General features: G+C 68.3%; 17 protein-coding genes. 15 read left to right on the top strand and 2 right to left on the bottom strand.

The annotated features are described in order from the left end of the window. Nucleotides 1-22 precede the first annotated feature (22 nt). Nucleotides 23-949, bottom strand: a complete 927-nt coding sequence (locus H7F35_RS11330) for a LysR family transcriptional regulator (protein WP_187112954.1) — start codon at nt 947-949, stop codon at nt 23-25. Between the two features lie 87 nt (nt 950-1,036). On the opposite strand from H7F35_RS11330, the gene H7F35_RS11325 reads away from it, so the two are divergent. From H7F35_RS11325 to H7F35_RS11255, 15 genes are all read left to right on the top strand, one after another. Then, nucleotides 1,037-1,423 (top strand): DoxX family protein, encoded by a 387-nt coding sequence (locus H7F35_RS11325; protein WP_187112953.1) that lies wholly within the window; start codon nt 1,037-1,039, stop codon nt 1,421-1,423. A 38-nt stretch (nt 1,424-1,461) separates the two neighbouring features. Continuing rightward, nucleotides 1,462-2,046, top strand: a complete 585-nt coding sequence (locus H7F35_RS11320) for an NADPH-dependent FMN reductase (protein WP_187112952.1) — start codon at nt 1,462-1,464, stop codon at nt 2,044-2,046. Continuing rightward, the gene (locus H7F35_RS11315) at nt 2,043-2,915 is read left to right on the top strand and encodes a pirin family protein (RefSeq protein WP_187112951.1); all 873 of its coding nucleotides are present in this window, start codon (nt 2,043-2,045) and stop codon (nt 2,913-2,915) included. The genes H7F35_RS11320 and H7F35_RS11315 overlap by 4 nt, the downstream gene beginning before the upstream one ends. An 88-nt stretch (nt 2,916-3,003) precedes the next feature. Further along, nucleotides 3,004-4,209, top strand: coding sequence for a M20 aminoacylase family protein (locus H7F35_RS11310; protein WP_187112950.1), 1,206 nt, complete (start codon nt 3,004-3,006; stop codon nt 4,207-4,209). A 43-nt stretch (nt 4,210-4,252) separates the two neighbouring features. After that, on the top strand, nt 4,253-5,227 hold the full coding sequence (locus H7F35_RS11305; RefSeq protein WP_261803602.1) for a tripartite tricarboxylate transporter substrate-binding protein: 975 nt from the start codon (nt 4,253-4,255) through the stop codon (nt 5,225-5,227). Between the two features lie 118 nt (nt 5,228-5,345). Continuing rightward, on the top strand, nt 5,346-6,086 hold the full coding sequence (locus tag H7F35_RS11300; RefSeq protein WP_187112948.1) for a glycine zipper 2TM domain-containing protein: 741 nt from the start codon (nt 5,346-5,348) through the stop codon (nt 6,084-6,086). A gap of 20 nt (nt 6,087-6,106) precedes the next feature. After that, on the top strand, nt 6,107-6,580 hold the full coding sequence (locus H7F35_RS11295; protein ID WP_187112947.1) for a tetratricopeptide repeat protein: 474 nt from the start codon (nt 6,107-6,109) through the stop codon (nt 6,578-6,580). A gap of 163 nt (nt 6,581-6,743) precedes the next feature. Further along, nucleotides 6,744-7,658 (top strand): dihydrodipicolinate synthase family protein, encoded by a 915-nt coding sequence (locus H7F35_RS11290; protein WP_187112946.1) that lies wholly within the window; start codon nt 6,744-6,746, stop codon nt 7,656-7,658. A gap of 48 nt (nt 7,659-7,706) precedes the next feature. Further along, nucleotides 7,707-8,840: a branched-chain amino acid ABC transporter substrate-binding protein gene (locus H7F35_RS11285; protein ID WP_187112945.1), complete on the top strand. Its 1,134-nt coding sequence runs from the start codon at nt 7,707-7,709 to the stop codon at nt 8,838-8,840. Nucleotides 8,841-8,850: 10 nt separating this feature from the next. Further along, a complete protein-coding gene (locus H7F35_RS11280) occupies nt 8,851-9,789 on the top strand; it encodes a 4-hydroxyproline epimerase (protein ID WP_187112944.1) in 939 nt (312 codons plus the stop codon). An 11-nt stretch (nt 9,790-9,800) separates the two neighbouring features. Beyond that, nucleotides 9,801-10,904, top strand: coding sequence for an NAD(P)/FAD-dependent oxidoreductase (locus tag H7F35_RS11275; RefSeq protein ID WP_187112943.1), 1,104 nt, complete (start codon nt 9,801-9,803; stop codon nt 10,902-10,904). Then, nucleotides 10,901-11,149 (top strand): (2Fe-2S)-binding protein, encoded by a 249-nt coding sequence (locus tag H7F35_RS11270; protein WP_187112942.1) that lies wholly within the window; start codon nt 10,901-10,903, stop codon nt 11,147-11,149. The genes H7F35_RS11275 and H7F35_RS11270 overlap by 4 nt, the downstream gene beginning before the upstream one ends. Beyond that, nucleotides 11,146-12,435, top strand: a complete 1,290-nt coding sequence (locus H7F35_RS11265; RefSeq protein ID WP_187112941.1) for an FAD/NAD(P)-binding oxidoreductase — start codon at nt 11,146-11,148, stop codon at nt 12,433-12,435. The genes H7F35_RS11270 and H7F35_RS11265 overlap by 4 nt, the downstream gene beginning before the upstream one ends. Before the next feature lie 35 nt (nt 12,436-12,470). Then, nucleotides 12,471-13,142, top strand: a complete 672-nt coding sequence (locus H7F35_RS11260; RefSeq protein WP_261803601.1) for a GntR family transcriptional regulator — start codon at nt 12,471-12,473, stop codon at nt 13,140-13,142. Between the two features lie 73 nt (nt 13,143-13,215). Continuing rightward, the gene (locus H7F35_RS11255; protein ID WP_187112939.1) at nt 13,216-14,148 is read left to right on the top strand and encodes a fatty acid desaturase family protein; all 933 of its coding nucleotides are present in this window, start codon (nt 13,216-13,218) and stop codon (nt 14,146-14,148) included. Between the two features lie 5 nt (nt 14,149-14,153). On the opposite strand, the gene H7F35_RS11250 is transcribed toward H7F35_RS11255, so the two are convergent. Beyond that, on the bottom strand, nt 14,154-15,041 hold the full coding sequence (locus H7F35_RS11250; protein ID WP_187112938.1) for an EamA family transporter: 888 nt from the start codon (nt 15,039-15,041) through the stop codon (nt 14,154-14,156). Between the last annotated feature and the right edge of the window lie 97 nt (nt 15,042-15,138).

The following is a 15,138-nucleotide window of genomic DNA, read 5'->3' as shown; positions in this document are numbered from 1 at the left end:
GGAAACGAAAGAGCGCAGGCGGCTAGGCTTTCCCCGGCGGTGCAGGCTCCTGCAGCACGTCCATCTGGCCCAGCTTGCCGATCACCATGTCGATGAAGGTCGACACCGCCAGCGGCAGGTGCTTGCGGCTCGGGTAGACCACGCTCAAGCCCCGGCCCGTGTACTGGTACTGCGGCAGCACCGGCACCAGCCGGCCTTCCTGCGCGTCGCGTGTGGCCATTGACGGCGGCAGTTGCGTGATGCCCAGCCCGGCCAGCGCCGCCTTGCGCAGCGCCTGCGCGGTGTTGCCGGTGAAACGGCCTGTCACCTGCACTTCTTCTTCCTCCCCATCGGGGCCGGCGAGTCGCCAGGTGGTGTGGCCGGTGGGGTGCGGCGGGGTCACGCAGTCGTGGTTCACCAGGTCCTGCAGGCTCGCGGGCTGGCCGCGCCGCGCGATGTAGGCGGGGCTTGCCAGCAAGCCGCCGCTGCGCGTGGCCAGCCGCCGGCCGATATAGCCCGAATCGCGCAGCACGCCGCCACGGAACGCCACGTCGATCCGCTCCGCGATCAGGTCGGCGGGTGCGTCGCTGAGCACGAAGTCGAGCCTGACCAGCGGATGGGCCGCAAGGAAATCCGCGACCCACTCCATCGGGAAGAAATCGAAGAAATCCGCCGGTGCCGCCACCCGCACGAGCCCGCTCGGCGCCTGCCCGCCCGCTGCCAGTTCCTGCCCGGCCGCCACCAGCCCGTCGACTGCTGCCGCGCACCGGTCGTGAAATTCCTGCCCCGCGCTCGTCAGCGTCAGCTTGCGTGTCGAGCGCTGCATCAACCGGGTGCCCAGTTGCGCTTCGAGCTGCTGGATGCGCCGGCTCACGGTGTTGGGCGGCAGGCCCAGCCGCCGGCCGGCCTCGGCAAAGCTGCCGTGGCGCACTACCTGCACGAACACGGCGATGTCGTTGAGGTCGAGCATGGCGGGTTGATTCCTTCAAATTTTGGACGAGTGCAATCCGACTCTACCGTCTAGTCGATCAGTGGGTGCATGCCTAACCTTCTGCCCATGACTTCCCCACTCCCCACTTCTCCCACCCAGCGCCGCATCGTCTGGGGCGTTCGCATCCTTCTTGCGCTGGCCTTCGCCGCCGCCGGCGTATCCAAGCTGGCCGGCGTGCCGCAGATGGTCCAGGTGTTCGATGCCATCGGCTTCGGCCAATGGTTCCGCTACGTGACGGGCCTCGTCGAGGTCGGCGGCGCGGTGCTGCTGCTTGTGCCCGCAACCGGCTTTTTCGGCGGCCTGCTGCTGGCCGCAACGATGGTCTGCGCCGTCGCCACGCACCTCGTGCTGATCGGCGGCAACCCCGCGCCGGCCGTCGTGCTCGCGCTGCTGTCGGCTTTTGTCGCCTGGCGCCTGCGGCCCGTGCCGTCGTCGGCTGCCGCGACTGCCTGAGCCTTCTTCCCTACCCCCTTCAAACCAGGAGCGTCCCCATGACCCAACAACAACCCCGCATCGGCATCATCCTCGGCTCGACCCGCGAAGGCCGCTTCGGCGAGAAGCCCGCGCAGTGGATCCACGAGATCGCCAAGCAGCGCACCGACCTCGCCTTCGAGCTGGTCGACCTGCGCGACCATCCGCTGCCCTTCTTCAACGAGGCCGGCGCGCCCGCCTGGGGCCCGGTGAAGAACGAGGCCGCGCAGCGCTGGCAGGCCAAACTGGCCACCTTCGACGGCCTCGTCGTCGTCACGCCCGAATACAACCACGGCCCCAGCGCGGTGCTGAAGAACGCGATCGACTGGGCCTACAAGGAATTCATCCGCAAGCCGATCGGTTTCGTGGGCTACGGCGGCGTGGGTGCGGCGCGTGCCATCGAGCAACTGCGGCTGATCGCGGTCGAGATGCAGATGGCGCCGGTGCGCAATGCCGTGCACATCGGCATGGTCGAGTTCCTGGGCATCTGGCAGCAGGGCAAGACCTTTGAAGACTTCCCGCACCTGGGGCAGGCCGCCAAGGGCATGCTGGACGACATGGCGTGGTGGGCCAAGGCGCTGAAGACCGCGAGGGACACCGCATGACGACCGCGACTGCACTCGCCAGCGCCGCAGCCACCGAAACCCGCGCCATCGTCTACCGCACGCGCGGCTCGAAGCACGGGGCGATCACGCGGCTCGTGAGCCCGGGCGACCTGGGCGAATTCCTCAAGCCCTTCGTGTTCCTCGACCTGTTCGGCTTCAACACCGAAGGTGGCCACAAGGGCTTCGGCCTGCATCCGCATTCGGGCATTGCCACGTTGACCTGGCTGATCGAGGGCGACACGCTCTACGAAGACACGACCGGCGAACAAGGCGTGCTGCTGGGTGGCGGCGTCGAGTGGATGCGCGCCGGCAACGGCGTGTGGCACACCGGTGCGCCCGCGCCGGGCGTCAAGCGCGTGCAGGGCTTCCAGCTCTGGGTGGCCTTGCCGGCCTCGGAAGAAAACGCGCCGGCCCAGAGCATCTACCTTGCGCCCTCGCAGGTGCCGCAGGAAGGGCCCGCGCGTGTGCTGCTCGGACGCTATGGCGCGGCGCAAAGCGCCATTCCGGCACCGTCCCCGATGAACTACCTGGCCGTGCAGTTGAAAGACGGCGAACACTGGCGCTACACGCCGCCCGCTGGCCACACGGTGGGCTGGGTCGCGGTCAACGCGGGCCGGCTCGGCGCGGGCCACAGCGCGGGTGGCCCGGTCGATGCCGGCGAACTGGCAGTGTTCGAGGAATCCGACACGGCCCTGGACTTCGTGGCGCATGGCGACACGTCCTTCGTGCTGGGCTCGGCGGTGAAGCATCCGCACGACCTGGTGATGGGCCACTACTCGGTGCACACGAGCCGGGCGACTCTGGACCAGGGCGAGGCCGAGATCCGGCGCGTCGGGGCGAAGCTGCGGCAGGAAGGGCGGCTCGCTTGAGCCGACGCGCGTAAATCAGCATGCGCCCGGTGGGCGGCTGCGCCAGAATCGTTCGCTTCGAACGACTCCGCTGCAGCTCCCACCCACCATGAACATCGTCGACTCCTTCGCCGCCAACGCCACCCGCTTCGTCGACATCCGGCGCGACATCCACGCGCACCCCGAACTCGGTTTCGAGGAACACCGCACCTCCGAAAAAGTCGCAGGCCTGCTCGCCAAATGGGGCATCGAGGTGCACCGCGGCATCGCCGGCACGGGGCTGGTGGGCGTGCTGCGCAAGGGCACGGGCACGCGCACCATCGGCCTGCGCGCGGACATGGACGCGCTGCCGCTGCACGAGGCCAACGAGTTCGCCCACAAGTCCACCCACGCCGGCCGCATGCACGCCTGCGGGCATGACGGCCACACGACGATGCTGCTGGCTGCCGCGTGGCACCTGTCGCAGCAAGGGCCAGACGATTTCGACGGCACGGTGCACTTCATCTTCCAGCCGGCCGAGGAGATGGGCAAGGCCGGCGCCAAGAAGATGATCCAGGACGGCCTGTTCGAGCGCTTCCCCTGCGACGCGGTCTTCGCGCTGCACAACTTCCCGGTCGGCGACGTCGGCCGTTTCGCGCTCAACGAAGGCGCGCTGATGGCGTCGAGCAACACCTACAAGATCACGGTGCGCGGTCGCGGCACGCACGCCTCGATGCCGCACACCGGCATCGACCCGGTGGCGGCGGTGGTCACGCTGGCGCAGCAGTTGCAGACCATCGTGCCGCGCACCATCCCGAGCACCGAGCGCGCACTGCTCGCTGTCACGCAGTTGCAGGGCTCCGATGCGCCCAACGTGATTCCCGATGTGGCCACCGTGGGCGGCACGATCCGCACTTTCTCCATCGAAGCCATCGACAAGATCGAGGCCCGCCTGCGCGAAGTGGCCGCGGGCGTGGCGGCGGCGCACGGCTGCACGGCCGAGGTGTTCTTCAATCGCTCGTCGCCGCCCACGGTCAACCACCCGGCGGAGGCGCGCTTCGCGGCGGGCGTGATGCGCGAGGTGGTGGGCGACGACATGGTCACCGACGACTTCCCTGCCGTGATGGGCGCCGAAGACTTCGCCCACATGCTGCTCGCGCGGCCCGGCTGCTATGCCTTCCTGGGCAATGGCGACGGCGACCACCGGCTCGGTGGCCACGGGCCCGGCCCTTGCATCATCCACAACACCTCGTTCGACTTCAACGACGAGATCATCCCGATCGGTGCCAGCTACTTCGTGAAGCTGGCGCAGCGCTGGCTGCCGTCGGGCACCTGAAATTCCTTCTCTGTTGATGATGAAAAAGAAAGCGGCCCTCGCGATGCCTTCGACCCTGTTCTCCCGACGTTCTCTCTGCGCGCTCGCAACCGCTGCCGCGCTCTGTGCCTTCGCACCAGCCCATGCGCAGCAGCGCGTGCTGCACATCGTCGTGCCCTTCGGCACGGGCGCGGTGCAGGACACGGTGGCGCGCGCCTTCAACAACGAACTGGGCACGGCGCTCAATGCCAGCGCCATCGTCGAGAACCGCGCGGGTGCGGGCGGCACCGTTGGCGCGGCCATCGTGGCGCGCGCGCCGGGCGACGGCAACACGCTGCTCCTCGCAGCGGCCAGCCACAGCATCGCGGGCTTTCTCTACAACAAGCTCAGCTACGACCCGCTGAAGGACTTCGTGGGCGTGGCCAACGTCGGCAACGCGGGCTACGTGCTGGCGGTGACGAGCGGGCTCAACGTGTCGAACACGGCCGACTTCATCAAGGAGGTCAAGGCCCACCCCGGCAAGTACAACTACGCCTCGGCCGGCAACGGCAGCGCCACGCACCTCGCGATGGCGTCCTTTCTTGCCAAGGCGGGCCTGCAGATGACGCACATCCCCACCAAATCGACCGGCGAGGCCGTCAACGAAGTGCTCGCGGGCCGCGTGCAGGCCGTGATCTCGTCGAGCATCGGTGTCATCGGCTTCCAGGACGATGCACGCGTGAAGCTGCTGGCCTCTACCGGCCAGTCGCGCAGCCCCTTCCTGCCGAAGCTGCCGACCGTGGCCGAAAGCGGCCTGCCGGGCTACGCCTTCGATTCGTGGATCGGTTTGCTCGCGCCGGCCGGCACGCCCAAGGCCGAGGTCGAGCGCATCAACATCGCGGCCAACAAGGTGCTGGCCGACCCGGCGATCCAGGAGCGCTTCAAGCGCCTGGGCGTGGAGCCGCGCAGCCAGAGCCCGGAAGAATTCCAGAAACTGCTGCGCGCCGACTGGGACGCGATGGGCGCGGTGGTGAAGGCGTCGGGCGCGAAGATCGACTGACATGGTGTGACGGCCGGCAGGCTGTGTAGGACGCCGGCGGATTGACAACGCGCCGGCCTCGGCCATGCTCCCTGATGGGTTCCGATGCATCCAGCCTCGGACAGAAAGGGACTTTTTCATGGACTCGACGACACCGCTCAATCCCCCGCCGGGGCAGCAAGCGAGCAAGTCGCCCAAGGCGCTGTGGGCCGTGATCGGCCTGCTGGCCGCGGCCGTGGTGGCGCTCGGTGGCGTGCTGCTGCACAAGCAGGGCACCGACACCAGCGCCGCCGGCGCACCACCGCCGGCGGTGCTGGCTGCCGCATCGCCCCAGGCGCCGGACGATTTCAAGCCGCAAGCCATGCCCATGGCGCCTGTTGCGCCGCCCACGGGCGCGGGCGTAGCGCCGCCGGCAATGGCTGCCGCGCCGATGCCGGCGCCTGCCAGGGCACCTGAGCCGGCTCCGATGCAAGCCATCCAGCCCGGCCCGGCGCCGGGTGCGAACGCGCCGATGGTCGCAGCCCGGCCGGCACCGCCGCCTTGCGCGGTCTGCGGCCATGTCGAATCGGTGCGGCCAGTGCAACGGGAGCAGCGGACCACGGGCGTTGGTGCGGTGGCCGGCGGCGTGGTGGGCGGGCTGGTCGGCAACCAGTTCGGCCACGGCGGCGGACGCGCCGCGACAACCGTGCTGGGCGCGGTCGGCGGCGGCTTCGCGGGCAATGCCATCGAGAAGCATGTGCGCACGGTGACGGTCTACCAGGTGAGCGTGCGTATGCAGAATGGCACGCTGCGCACGGTCGAAACCAAGACGGCACCTCCCGTCGGCAAACCGGTCACGCTCAAGGGAGGGGTGCTGCGGCCTGCGGACGGCCGCAAGTGAACATGAAGGAGACGCAACCGATGGCGGAACTGTCCGACGACATTCACGAAGAGATCAAGCGGCTGTGCGCGCAAGGCGACGCGCAGGCGGAGGCCGGGCAGTTTGCCGCGGCCTCCCCGCTGTACTGGGCGGCCTTCGACCTGCTGCCCGAACCGAAGACCGACTGGGAGGCCGGCACCTGGACATTGGCCGCCATCGGCGATGCCAATTTCCTGTCCGGTGATTTCGAGGCCGGCCGCGACAACCTCTCGAACGCCATGCATTTCCCGGACGCGATCGGCAACCCCTTCCTGCACCTTCGGCTGGGCCAGTGCCAGTTCGAGCTGGGCAACCTGGACCGCGCGGCAGATGAGTTGATGCGCGCCTGCATGGGCGGCGGCCCCGAGCTGCTGGCCGACGAAGACCCGAAGTATCTGCAGTTTCTTTCGACCCGCGCCGAGGGCATCGCGCTGCCCGGAAAGCCTGCGAAGCGCTGGCAGTTCTGGAAGAAATGAAACGGGAGCGCGGCGAGGGGATCGCCCGCGCCCGTCGTTAGCCCCGGTATCACACAAACCAAGCGTCTGGAAGCGCGCTTGCCCTACGGATATCCATTGGATATATTATTAATATATTTAGATCGCGACGTTTTCCCGCCGCACATTCCACAGGAGCGACACCGTGAGCAATCCCCGCTGGCAAGGCATCTTTCCCGCCATCACCACCAAGTTCCACGCCGACGAAAGCATCGATGCCGAGGGCACTGCCCGCCACATCGACTTCCAGATCCGCAATGGCATCCACGGCCTGGTCACCTGCGGCTCGCTGGGCGAAGCCAGCACGCTGACGCTGGAAGAAAAGCTGCAGGTCGCCAAGATCGCGCTGGAGGCTGCCGCCGGCCGCATCCCGGTGCTGGCCAACGTGTCGGAGACCAGCACGCGCGAGGCGCTGCGCTACGTGGACGGCGCCAACAAGCTGGGCGTGGCCGGCTTCATGGTGATGCCCTCGGTGATCTATGTGGCCGATGCGCGCGAAGCCATGCTCAACGTGCGCACCATCGCCAATGCCGCGCAAAAACCCATCATGGTCTACAACAACCCGGTGGCCTACCGTGTCGACCTCAAGCCCGAGCACATGGTCGAGCTGGCCGACTGCGAATGGATCGCGGCAATCAAGGAGAGCACCGACAACATCCGCCGCATCACCGACCTGCGCAACACCGTGGGCGACCGCTACCAGCTCTTCCTGGGCGTGGACGACCTGGCCTACGAAGGCCTGGCGCTGGGCTGCGATGGTCTGTTGGCCGGTGTCGGTTGTGCCTTCCCGCGCGAGACCGTGGCGCTGTACGACCTGATGAAGGCCGGCGAGTTTGCACAAGCGCTCAAGCTGTACCAGTGGATGACGCCGATGCTGCACCTGGACGTGTCGACCAAGCTGGTGCAGAACCTCAAGCTCATCGACCTGCTGGTGGGCGTGGGCTCCGAGCACATGCGCCGCCCGCGCCTGCCGCTGATCGGCGAGGAACGCGCCTTCATCGAAGCGGTGGTCAAGAAGGCGCTGGCTACGCGTCCTGCCCAGTACCAGTCGGTCATGTAATCGCTTACAACAAAAGCCCTTTTCATCGTCCCTAACCTAGGAAGAAGCATGAAGACAAAAGCACACATGGTTCCGTTTCTAAGCCTCGTGGCCCTCGCCGTTGCAGGCCAGGCGTACGCGCAGGAGCAGGTGGTCAAGATCGGTCACAGCGGCCCGCTGTCGGGCCCCAATGCCTTCGCGGGCAAGGACAATGAAAACGGCGTGCGCCTGGCCGTCGAAGAACTCAACGCCAAGAAGATCAGCGTCGGCGGCAAGACGCTGAAGTTCGAGCTGGTCTCCGAAGACGACCAGTGCGATGCCAAGACCGGCGTGAGCGTGGCGCAGAAATTCGTGGACGACGGCGTGAAGTACGTCATGGGCCCGTACTGCTCGGGCGTGGCCATTCCGGCCTCGCGCCTGTACAGCGAGGGCGGCGTGCTGCTGTCGACCGTGGGCACCAACCCCAAGGTCACGCAGGGCGGCTACAAGAACCTGTACCGCATCATCGCCAGCGACAACCAGATCGGTGGCGCCATGGCGGTCTATGCGGCCAAGGTGCTCAAGGTCAAGAAGGTCGGCGTGATCGACGACCGCACCGCCTTCGGCCAGGGCCTGGCGGAAGAGTTCACCAAGGAAGCGAAGACGCAGGGCCTGACGATCGTCGGGCAGGAATTCACCACCGACAAGGCGGTCGACTTCACCGCCATCCTGACCAACATGAAGGCCAAGGCGCCCGAGGCCATCTTCTTCGGCGGCTACGCGCCGCAGGCCGCACCGATGGCGCGCCAGATGAAGCAGCTCGCGGTACCCGGCAAGCTGCTGGGCGGCGACACCGTCTGCAGCCCCGCCACCGGCAAGCTCGGCGGCGATGCGGTCAACGACCTGGTGTTCTGCGCACAGGGCGGCTCCATCCTCGAGAAGGCGCAAAGCGGCCCGGCCTTCAAGGCCAAGTTCAAGCAGCGCTTCAACGTCGATGCCGACGCCTACGCCGCTTCGTACTACGACCAGGTCATGTTCATCGGCCAGTCGATGCAGAAGGCCAACTCCATCGACCCCGACAAGGTGGGCGCCGAGCTCTACAAGACCACCTACAAGGGCGTGGCCGCCACCTACGCCTACGACGACAAGGGCAACATGAAGCAGGCACCGATCACGGTGTTCACCTTCAAGAACGCAGCCCCGGTTCCCCTGGCCAGCTACTGAGTCCGAAGACATGCACCGCATCCAGATCATCGACTCGCACACGGGCGGCGAGCCCACGCGCCTGGTCATCGGCGGCTTTCCCGATCTGGGTGGCGGCAGCATGGCCGAGCGCCGCGCGCTGCTGGCCGACCAGCACGACAAATGGCGCGCGGCCACCGTGCTGGAGCCGCGCGGCAGCGACGTGGTGGTGGGTGCGCTGCTGTGCGAGCCCGTATCCAAAGACGCGGCGGCCGGCGTCATCTTCTTCAACAACGCCGGGTATCTGGGCATGTGCGGCCACGGCACCATCGGGCTGGTCGCGAGCCTCGCGCACATGGGGCGCATCGGCGTGGGCGAGCACCGCATCGAAACGCCCGTGGGCATGGTCACGACCACGCTGCATGCCGATGGCTCGGTGAGCGTGCGCAACGTGCCGGCCTATCGGCACCTGCACCAGGTGGCGGTCGAACTGCCCGGCCACGGCACCGTGCGCGGCGACGTGGCCTGGGGCGGCAACTGGTTCTTCCTGGTGAGCGAACACGGCCAGCGCGTGGCGAGCGACAACCTCGCCGCGCTGACCGACTACACCGCGGCGCTGCGCAAGGCATTGGCCGCGCAGGGCATCACCGGCGCGGACGGCGCGGAGGTGGACCACATCGAACTCTTCGCCAACGATGGCGATGAAGGCGCGGACAGCCGCAACTTCGTGCTGTGCCCCGGCAACGCCTACGACCGCTCACCCTGCGGCACCGGCACCAGCGCCAAGATTGCCTGCCTCGCGGCCGACGGCAAGCTCGCGCCGGGGGCCGTGTGGACGCAGGCCAGCGTGATCGGCAGCCGTTTCGAGGCCAGCTACGCGATGGACGGCGACAAGGTCATTCCCACGCTGCGCGGCCGCGCACACATCAGCGCCGAAGCCACGCTGCTGATCGACGACGAAGATCCTTTCGGCTGGGGCATTCGGCTCTAGTGCCGGGCGGCATGGACGCGGATGTCATCGTCATCGGCGCCGGCATCGTCGGTGCCGCGTGCGCCCACGCGCTGGCACAAGCCGGCCGCCGGGTGCTGGTGCTTGATGCCCGCATCGGCGGTGCGACGGGCGCCGGCATGGGCCATCTCGTGGTGATGGACGACAACCCGGCTGAACTCGCACTGAGCCGCGATTCGATTGCGCGCTGGCGCGCCCTTGCGCCGCGCATGCGCGAGGACTGCGCGTACAGCCCCTGCGGCACGCTCTGGATCGCCGCGAACGACGAAGAAATGGCCGAGGCTGAACGCAAGCAGCAACGGCTGCGCGCGCACGGCATCGACAGCCGCCTGCGCGACGCGGTCGCGCTCGCGCAAGCTGAACCTGCATTGCGCCGTGGCCTGTCAGGCGCGCTCGAAGTGCCGGGCGACGGCATCCTCTATGCACCGAACGCGGCACGCTGGCTGCTCGATGAAGGCGGCGATGCAGTCCGTGTCGAGCAGGCGAAGGTCGAGGCCATCGAAGACGACGGCACGCTGCGGCTTGACGACGGCAGCCGCCGCACCGCGCTGCAGATCGTGCTGGCCAACGGCATCCAGGCGACGACGCTGTGCCCCGAGCTGCCGATACGCCCGAAGAAGGGGCACCTGCTGATCACCGACCGCTATCCGGGCACCGTGCATCACCAACTGGTCGAGCTGGGCTATGTGACCAGCGCGCACCACAGCGATGGCGACTCGGTCGCGTTCAATGTGCAGCCGCGCCCCACGGGGCAGTTGCTGGTCGGCTCGTCGCGCCAGTTCGACACGACCGACCCCACAGTCGAGGCGCCGATGCTCGCGCGCATGCTCCAGCGCACGCTCGATTACCTGCCGGGGCTCGCCCATCTGAGTGCCGTGCGTTCGTGGACCGGCATGCGCGCCGCCACACCCGATGGCCTGCCGCTGCTGGGCAAGCATCCGTGGCGCGACAGGCTCTGGCTGGCGGTCGGGCACGAAGGCCTGGGCGTGACCACGGCGCCGGGCAGCGCGCACCTGCTCGCGGCGCTGATGACCGGCACTGTTCCCGAATTCGACGCAGCGCCCTACGCGCCGCGCGGCTTGCTGGAGACGGCATGAGCGATCACACCTTGCTGCACATCGATGGCAACCTCGTTCGCGTGAAGACCGGAAGTTCGGTCGCGGCTGCACTGCGCATTGCAGGCGGCATGGGCGTGGCGCGCACCTCCGTCAGCGGCCAGCCGCGCGCGCCCTTCTGCGGCATGGGCGTGTGCCAGGAATGCCGCGTGCTGGTCGACGGCCGGCGCAGGCTCGCCTGCCAGACCGTCTGCGGCGAAGGCATGCGCGTGGAGACGGCGGAATGAGCGTCGCGGCACTGGAACACTGCGACCTGCTGATCGTCGGCGCGGGCCCGGCCGGCATGGCTGCAGCGGTCGCGGCAGCGCCCAGTGGCGCATCGATCGTCGTCATCGATGACAACCCCGCACCTGGCGGCCAGATCTGGCGCGACGGCCCCGGTGCGACGCTGCCCACGGCGGCGCGCAAATTGCGCGAGGCGCTTGCACGGCACGCCAACATTCGTGTGTGCAGTGGCACCCGCATCGTCGCCGTGTCGGCGCACCACGAACTGCTGCTCGAAGATGCCGAGCGCGCCACGCGCATGCATTGGAAGAAGCTCATCCTGTGCACCGGCGCGCGCGAGTTGCTGCTGCCCTTTCCCGGTTGGACGCTGCCCGGCGTGACGGGCGCGGGCGGCCTGCAGGCGCTCATCAAGGCGGGTATGCCGGTCGAGGGCGAACGCATCGTCATCGCGGGCAGCGGACCCTTGCTGCTGGCCGCCGCAGCCACGGCGCGCGCGGCGGGGGCGAAGGTGCTGTGCATTGCCGAGCAGGCGTCGTTCGCATCGGTCGTGGGTTTTGGCGCGAGCCTGCTGCGCTGGCCGGGCAAGGCCGTGCAGGCGGTGACGCTGGCCGATCCGCAGTACCGCACCTCATCGCGCATCGTCTCGGTACAAGGCGCAACGCAAGTCGAATCGGTGCGCCTTCGGCAGGGCGACCGCGAGATTGAAATGGCCTGCGCTCGCGTGGCCTGCGGCTTCGGCCTCACACCCAACACGCAGTTGGGCCAGATGCTCGGCTGCGCGCTCACGCCTGCGGGCTTCGGCGTTCAGGCCATCACGGTCGATACGCGGCAAGCCACCAGCGTCCCTGACATCTACGCAGCCGGTGAATGCACCGGCTTCGGAGGCAGCGAACGCGCGCTGGCGCAGGGCACCATCGCCGGCTACGCCGCCGTGGGCAACGAGCGCGCCGCCAAAGCGCACGAGGCCGAACGCGCCCGATGGAACGCCTTCGCCGCGCGGCTGCATCGCAGCTTCGCGCTGGCCCCCGACATCCGGCAGATGCCGCAGCCCGACACGCTCGTGTGCCGCTGCGAAGACGTGCCGCTGTCGGCACTCTCGAATTGCAGCGGCTGGACCGATGCCAAGCTGCACCGCCGCTGCGGCATGGGCGCCTGCCAGGGCCGTGTGTGTGGCGACGCCGCGCAGTTCCTCTTCGGATGGACGCCGCCCGCGCCGCGGCCGCCGCTGTCGCCGGTCCGCATCGCCACGCTGGCCGGCCTGGCAGGCAATGAGGAGGCCCGACAATGACGCCGCAGCAGCGGCATCCGCCGCAGAAGAAACCCATGGCCCCCCCGAAGAAGACCGACACCCGCCCACCGCCCAAGCGCCGCGCCGCCGACCTTGCGTACGACGCCATCGAGACGCTGCTGTCGACCATGCAGCTCGAACCCGGCAGCCAGATCGCCGAGGCCGACCTCGCCGAGCGCACGGGCCTGGGCCGCACGCCGGTGCGCGAGGCGTTGATGCGCATGGTGTCGATCGGCCTCATCGTGCAGCAGCCGCGCCGTGGGTTGCTGGTGTCGACCATCGACCTGGCCGACCACCTCGACGTGATCCAGACCCGGCGCGTGCTCGAACTGCTGATTGCCGCCTGTTCGGCGCGCCGCGCCACTGCACTGCAGCGCACGGCCATCGTGCGCTGCGCCGAGGCCATGGTCGAAGCGGCGGGCCGTGGCGACCTCAACGACTACATGAAGGCCGACCGCGCGCTCGACCTCGTCAACCACCAGGCCAGCCACAACGACTCGGCGGTGAAGGCGGTGGTGCCGCTCATCGTGCAGTGCCGCCGCTTCTGGTACGCCTACCAGCACGAGGGCGAGATCGTGGAGGGCGCCAACGCGCACCTCGAACTGGCGCAGGGCATCGCGACGGGCGACGAGGCGGCGGCCATCGCGGGTGCCAACCGGCTCATGGACTACCTCGAAGTCTTCGCCCGCAAGATCATCGACAAGTAGGTCCAAGGGCCTCGCCCCGACTTCGGGGAATTCCGCGTGTTCCCTCGCACCCATGCGGCGCATACTGGCCCGCATGGCCGCTGCACCCCGTGCTCAACCGGAAGATTTCTTCTCCACCGAAGAGTGGCAGGCGCTCACCACGCGCTCGTCATGGAAAGGGCTGTGGCTGGTGGTGCATTGCTGGGCCGTGATCGGCGCGGCGATGCTCATGGGCATCGTGTGGCCGTGGACCATTGCGCTGATGGTGCCGATCGTCGGCACGCGGCAACTGGGGCTGTTCATCCTCATGCACGACGCCGCGCACGCGGGCCTGCACCGCAACCGCAAGGTCAACGACTGGGTCGGGTACTGGCTGTGCTCGTCGACGCTGCGCGACTACCGGCCGTACCACCTGCAGCACCACCGCTTCGTGCAGCAGACCGAAGACCCGGACCTCGTGCTGTCGGCGCCCTTCCCGATCGCGCGTGAATCGATGTGGCGCAAGGTCGTGCGCGACCTGAGCGGCCAGACTTTCTACAAGCAGCGCTTCGGCCACATCGCCGAGGGCATTCGCAAGCGTGCGCAGGGCGAGTCCGCGCTGAAAGCGTTCGGCAGGGAAATCGCGAAAGACCGGCGCTTTCTCATCGCCAATGGCCTCGGCTTTCTGGCGTTCGCGCTGGCCGGCTACGGGTGGGCCTGGCTGCTGATGTGGCTGCTGCCGATGGCGACATGGCTGCCGCTCGTGAGCCGCGTGCGCAACATCGCCGAGCATGCGCTGGTGGCACAGAACGAGGCCGATCCGTTGCGCCAGGCGCGCACCACGCACGCCGGCTGGCTCGAACGCATCTTCGTGGCGCCCTACTGGGTCAACTACCACTGCGAGCACCACATGTTCACCAACCTGCCCTGCTGGGCCTTGCCGAAGGCGCACCGCCTGCTGCAGCGCCAGGGCGCGACGGCGCGCATGGAAGTGCAGCCCGGCTACCTGAGCCTGCTCAAGCGCGCCACTTCGCCGCAGCCCGCTTAGCTTAGTCAGCGCGTTGCAGGCGCTGCGCGCACCAGCGGCTGGGCGCCACGCTGCGCCTGCTGGCTGAGCCAGATGCTCGCGATCACGATGAAGATGCCCACGACCTGCAGCACCGACAGGCTCTGCCCCAGCAGCGCCCAGCCAAGAATCACCGCCGTCACCGGGCTCAGGAAGGCCAGCGGCGCGATGGCCGAGGGCTCCAGCCGTGCCACGCCACGGAACCAGACGATGTAGGTCAGCGCAGCGCCGACCAGCCCGAGCCAGGCAAAGCCGATCCAGTTGTTGAGGGTGAGTGCGGGCAGCGGCGGCTCCAGCAGCAATGCCACCGGCAGCAGCAACAGGCCGCCAGCGGTCAGTTGCCATGCGGTGAAGACCAGCGCCGACACTGGCGGCTGCCAGCGCCGGCTGAGCACCGTGCCGAAGGTCATCGACACGGCGGCTGCAATCGCGGCGGCGATGCCGACAGCGTCGAGCGCGGCATTCGGCGTCAGCACCAGCAGCGCGACGCCACCAATGCCGACCACCGCCGCAGCCACCGACAGCGCACGCACCGGCGAGCCCAGGAAGACACTCGCCAGGAACACCACGAGCAGTGGCTGCACCGAGGTGATCGTCGCCGCCACACCGCCCGGCAGCCGGTAGGCCGCGAGGAACAGCATCGCCCACAGGATCGAGAAGTTCAGCGCGCCCAGGATGAAGATGCGCCCCCACCATGCCCGCTCGGGCAGCTTGCGCACGATCAGCAGGAGCAGCAGCCCCGCCGGCAGCGCGCGCAGCAGTGCCACCGTCAGCGGGTAGTTCGCCGGCAGCAGCTCGGTGGTGACGATGTAGGTGCTGCCCCAGATGGCCGGCGCGGCCGCGGTAAGGAGGACGTCGGTGGCGCGGCGGGTCATGGCTGGCTCTCTCTTTGAATGGCGGTGTGTGCCGTCAAATCTAGTCAATTGACCCTTGGTTGTGAATGACTGAATAATGAATTGATCATTTACCCTC

Source organism: Variovorax sp. PAMC26660 (assembly GCF_014302995.1).
In the GTDB taxonomy this organism is placed as follows: domain Bacteria; phylum Pseudomonadota; class Gammaproteobacteria; order Burkholderiales; family Burkholderiaceae_C; genus Variovorax.
Note: the sequence above shows the minus strand (reverse complement) of the source record. Positions and strands in the feature narration are given on the sequence as shown.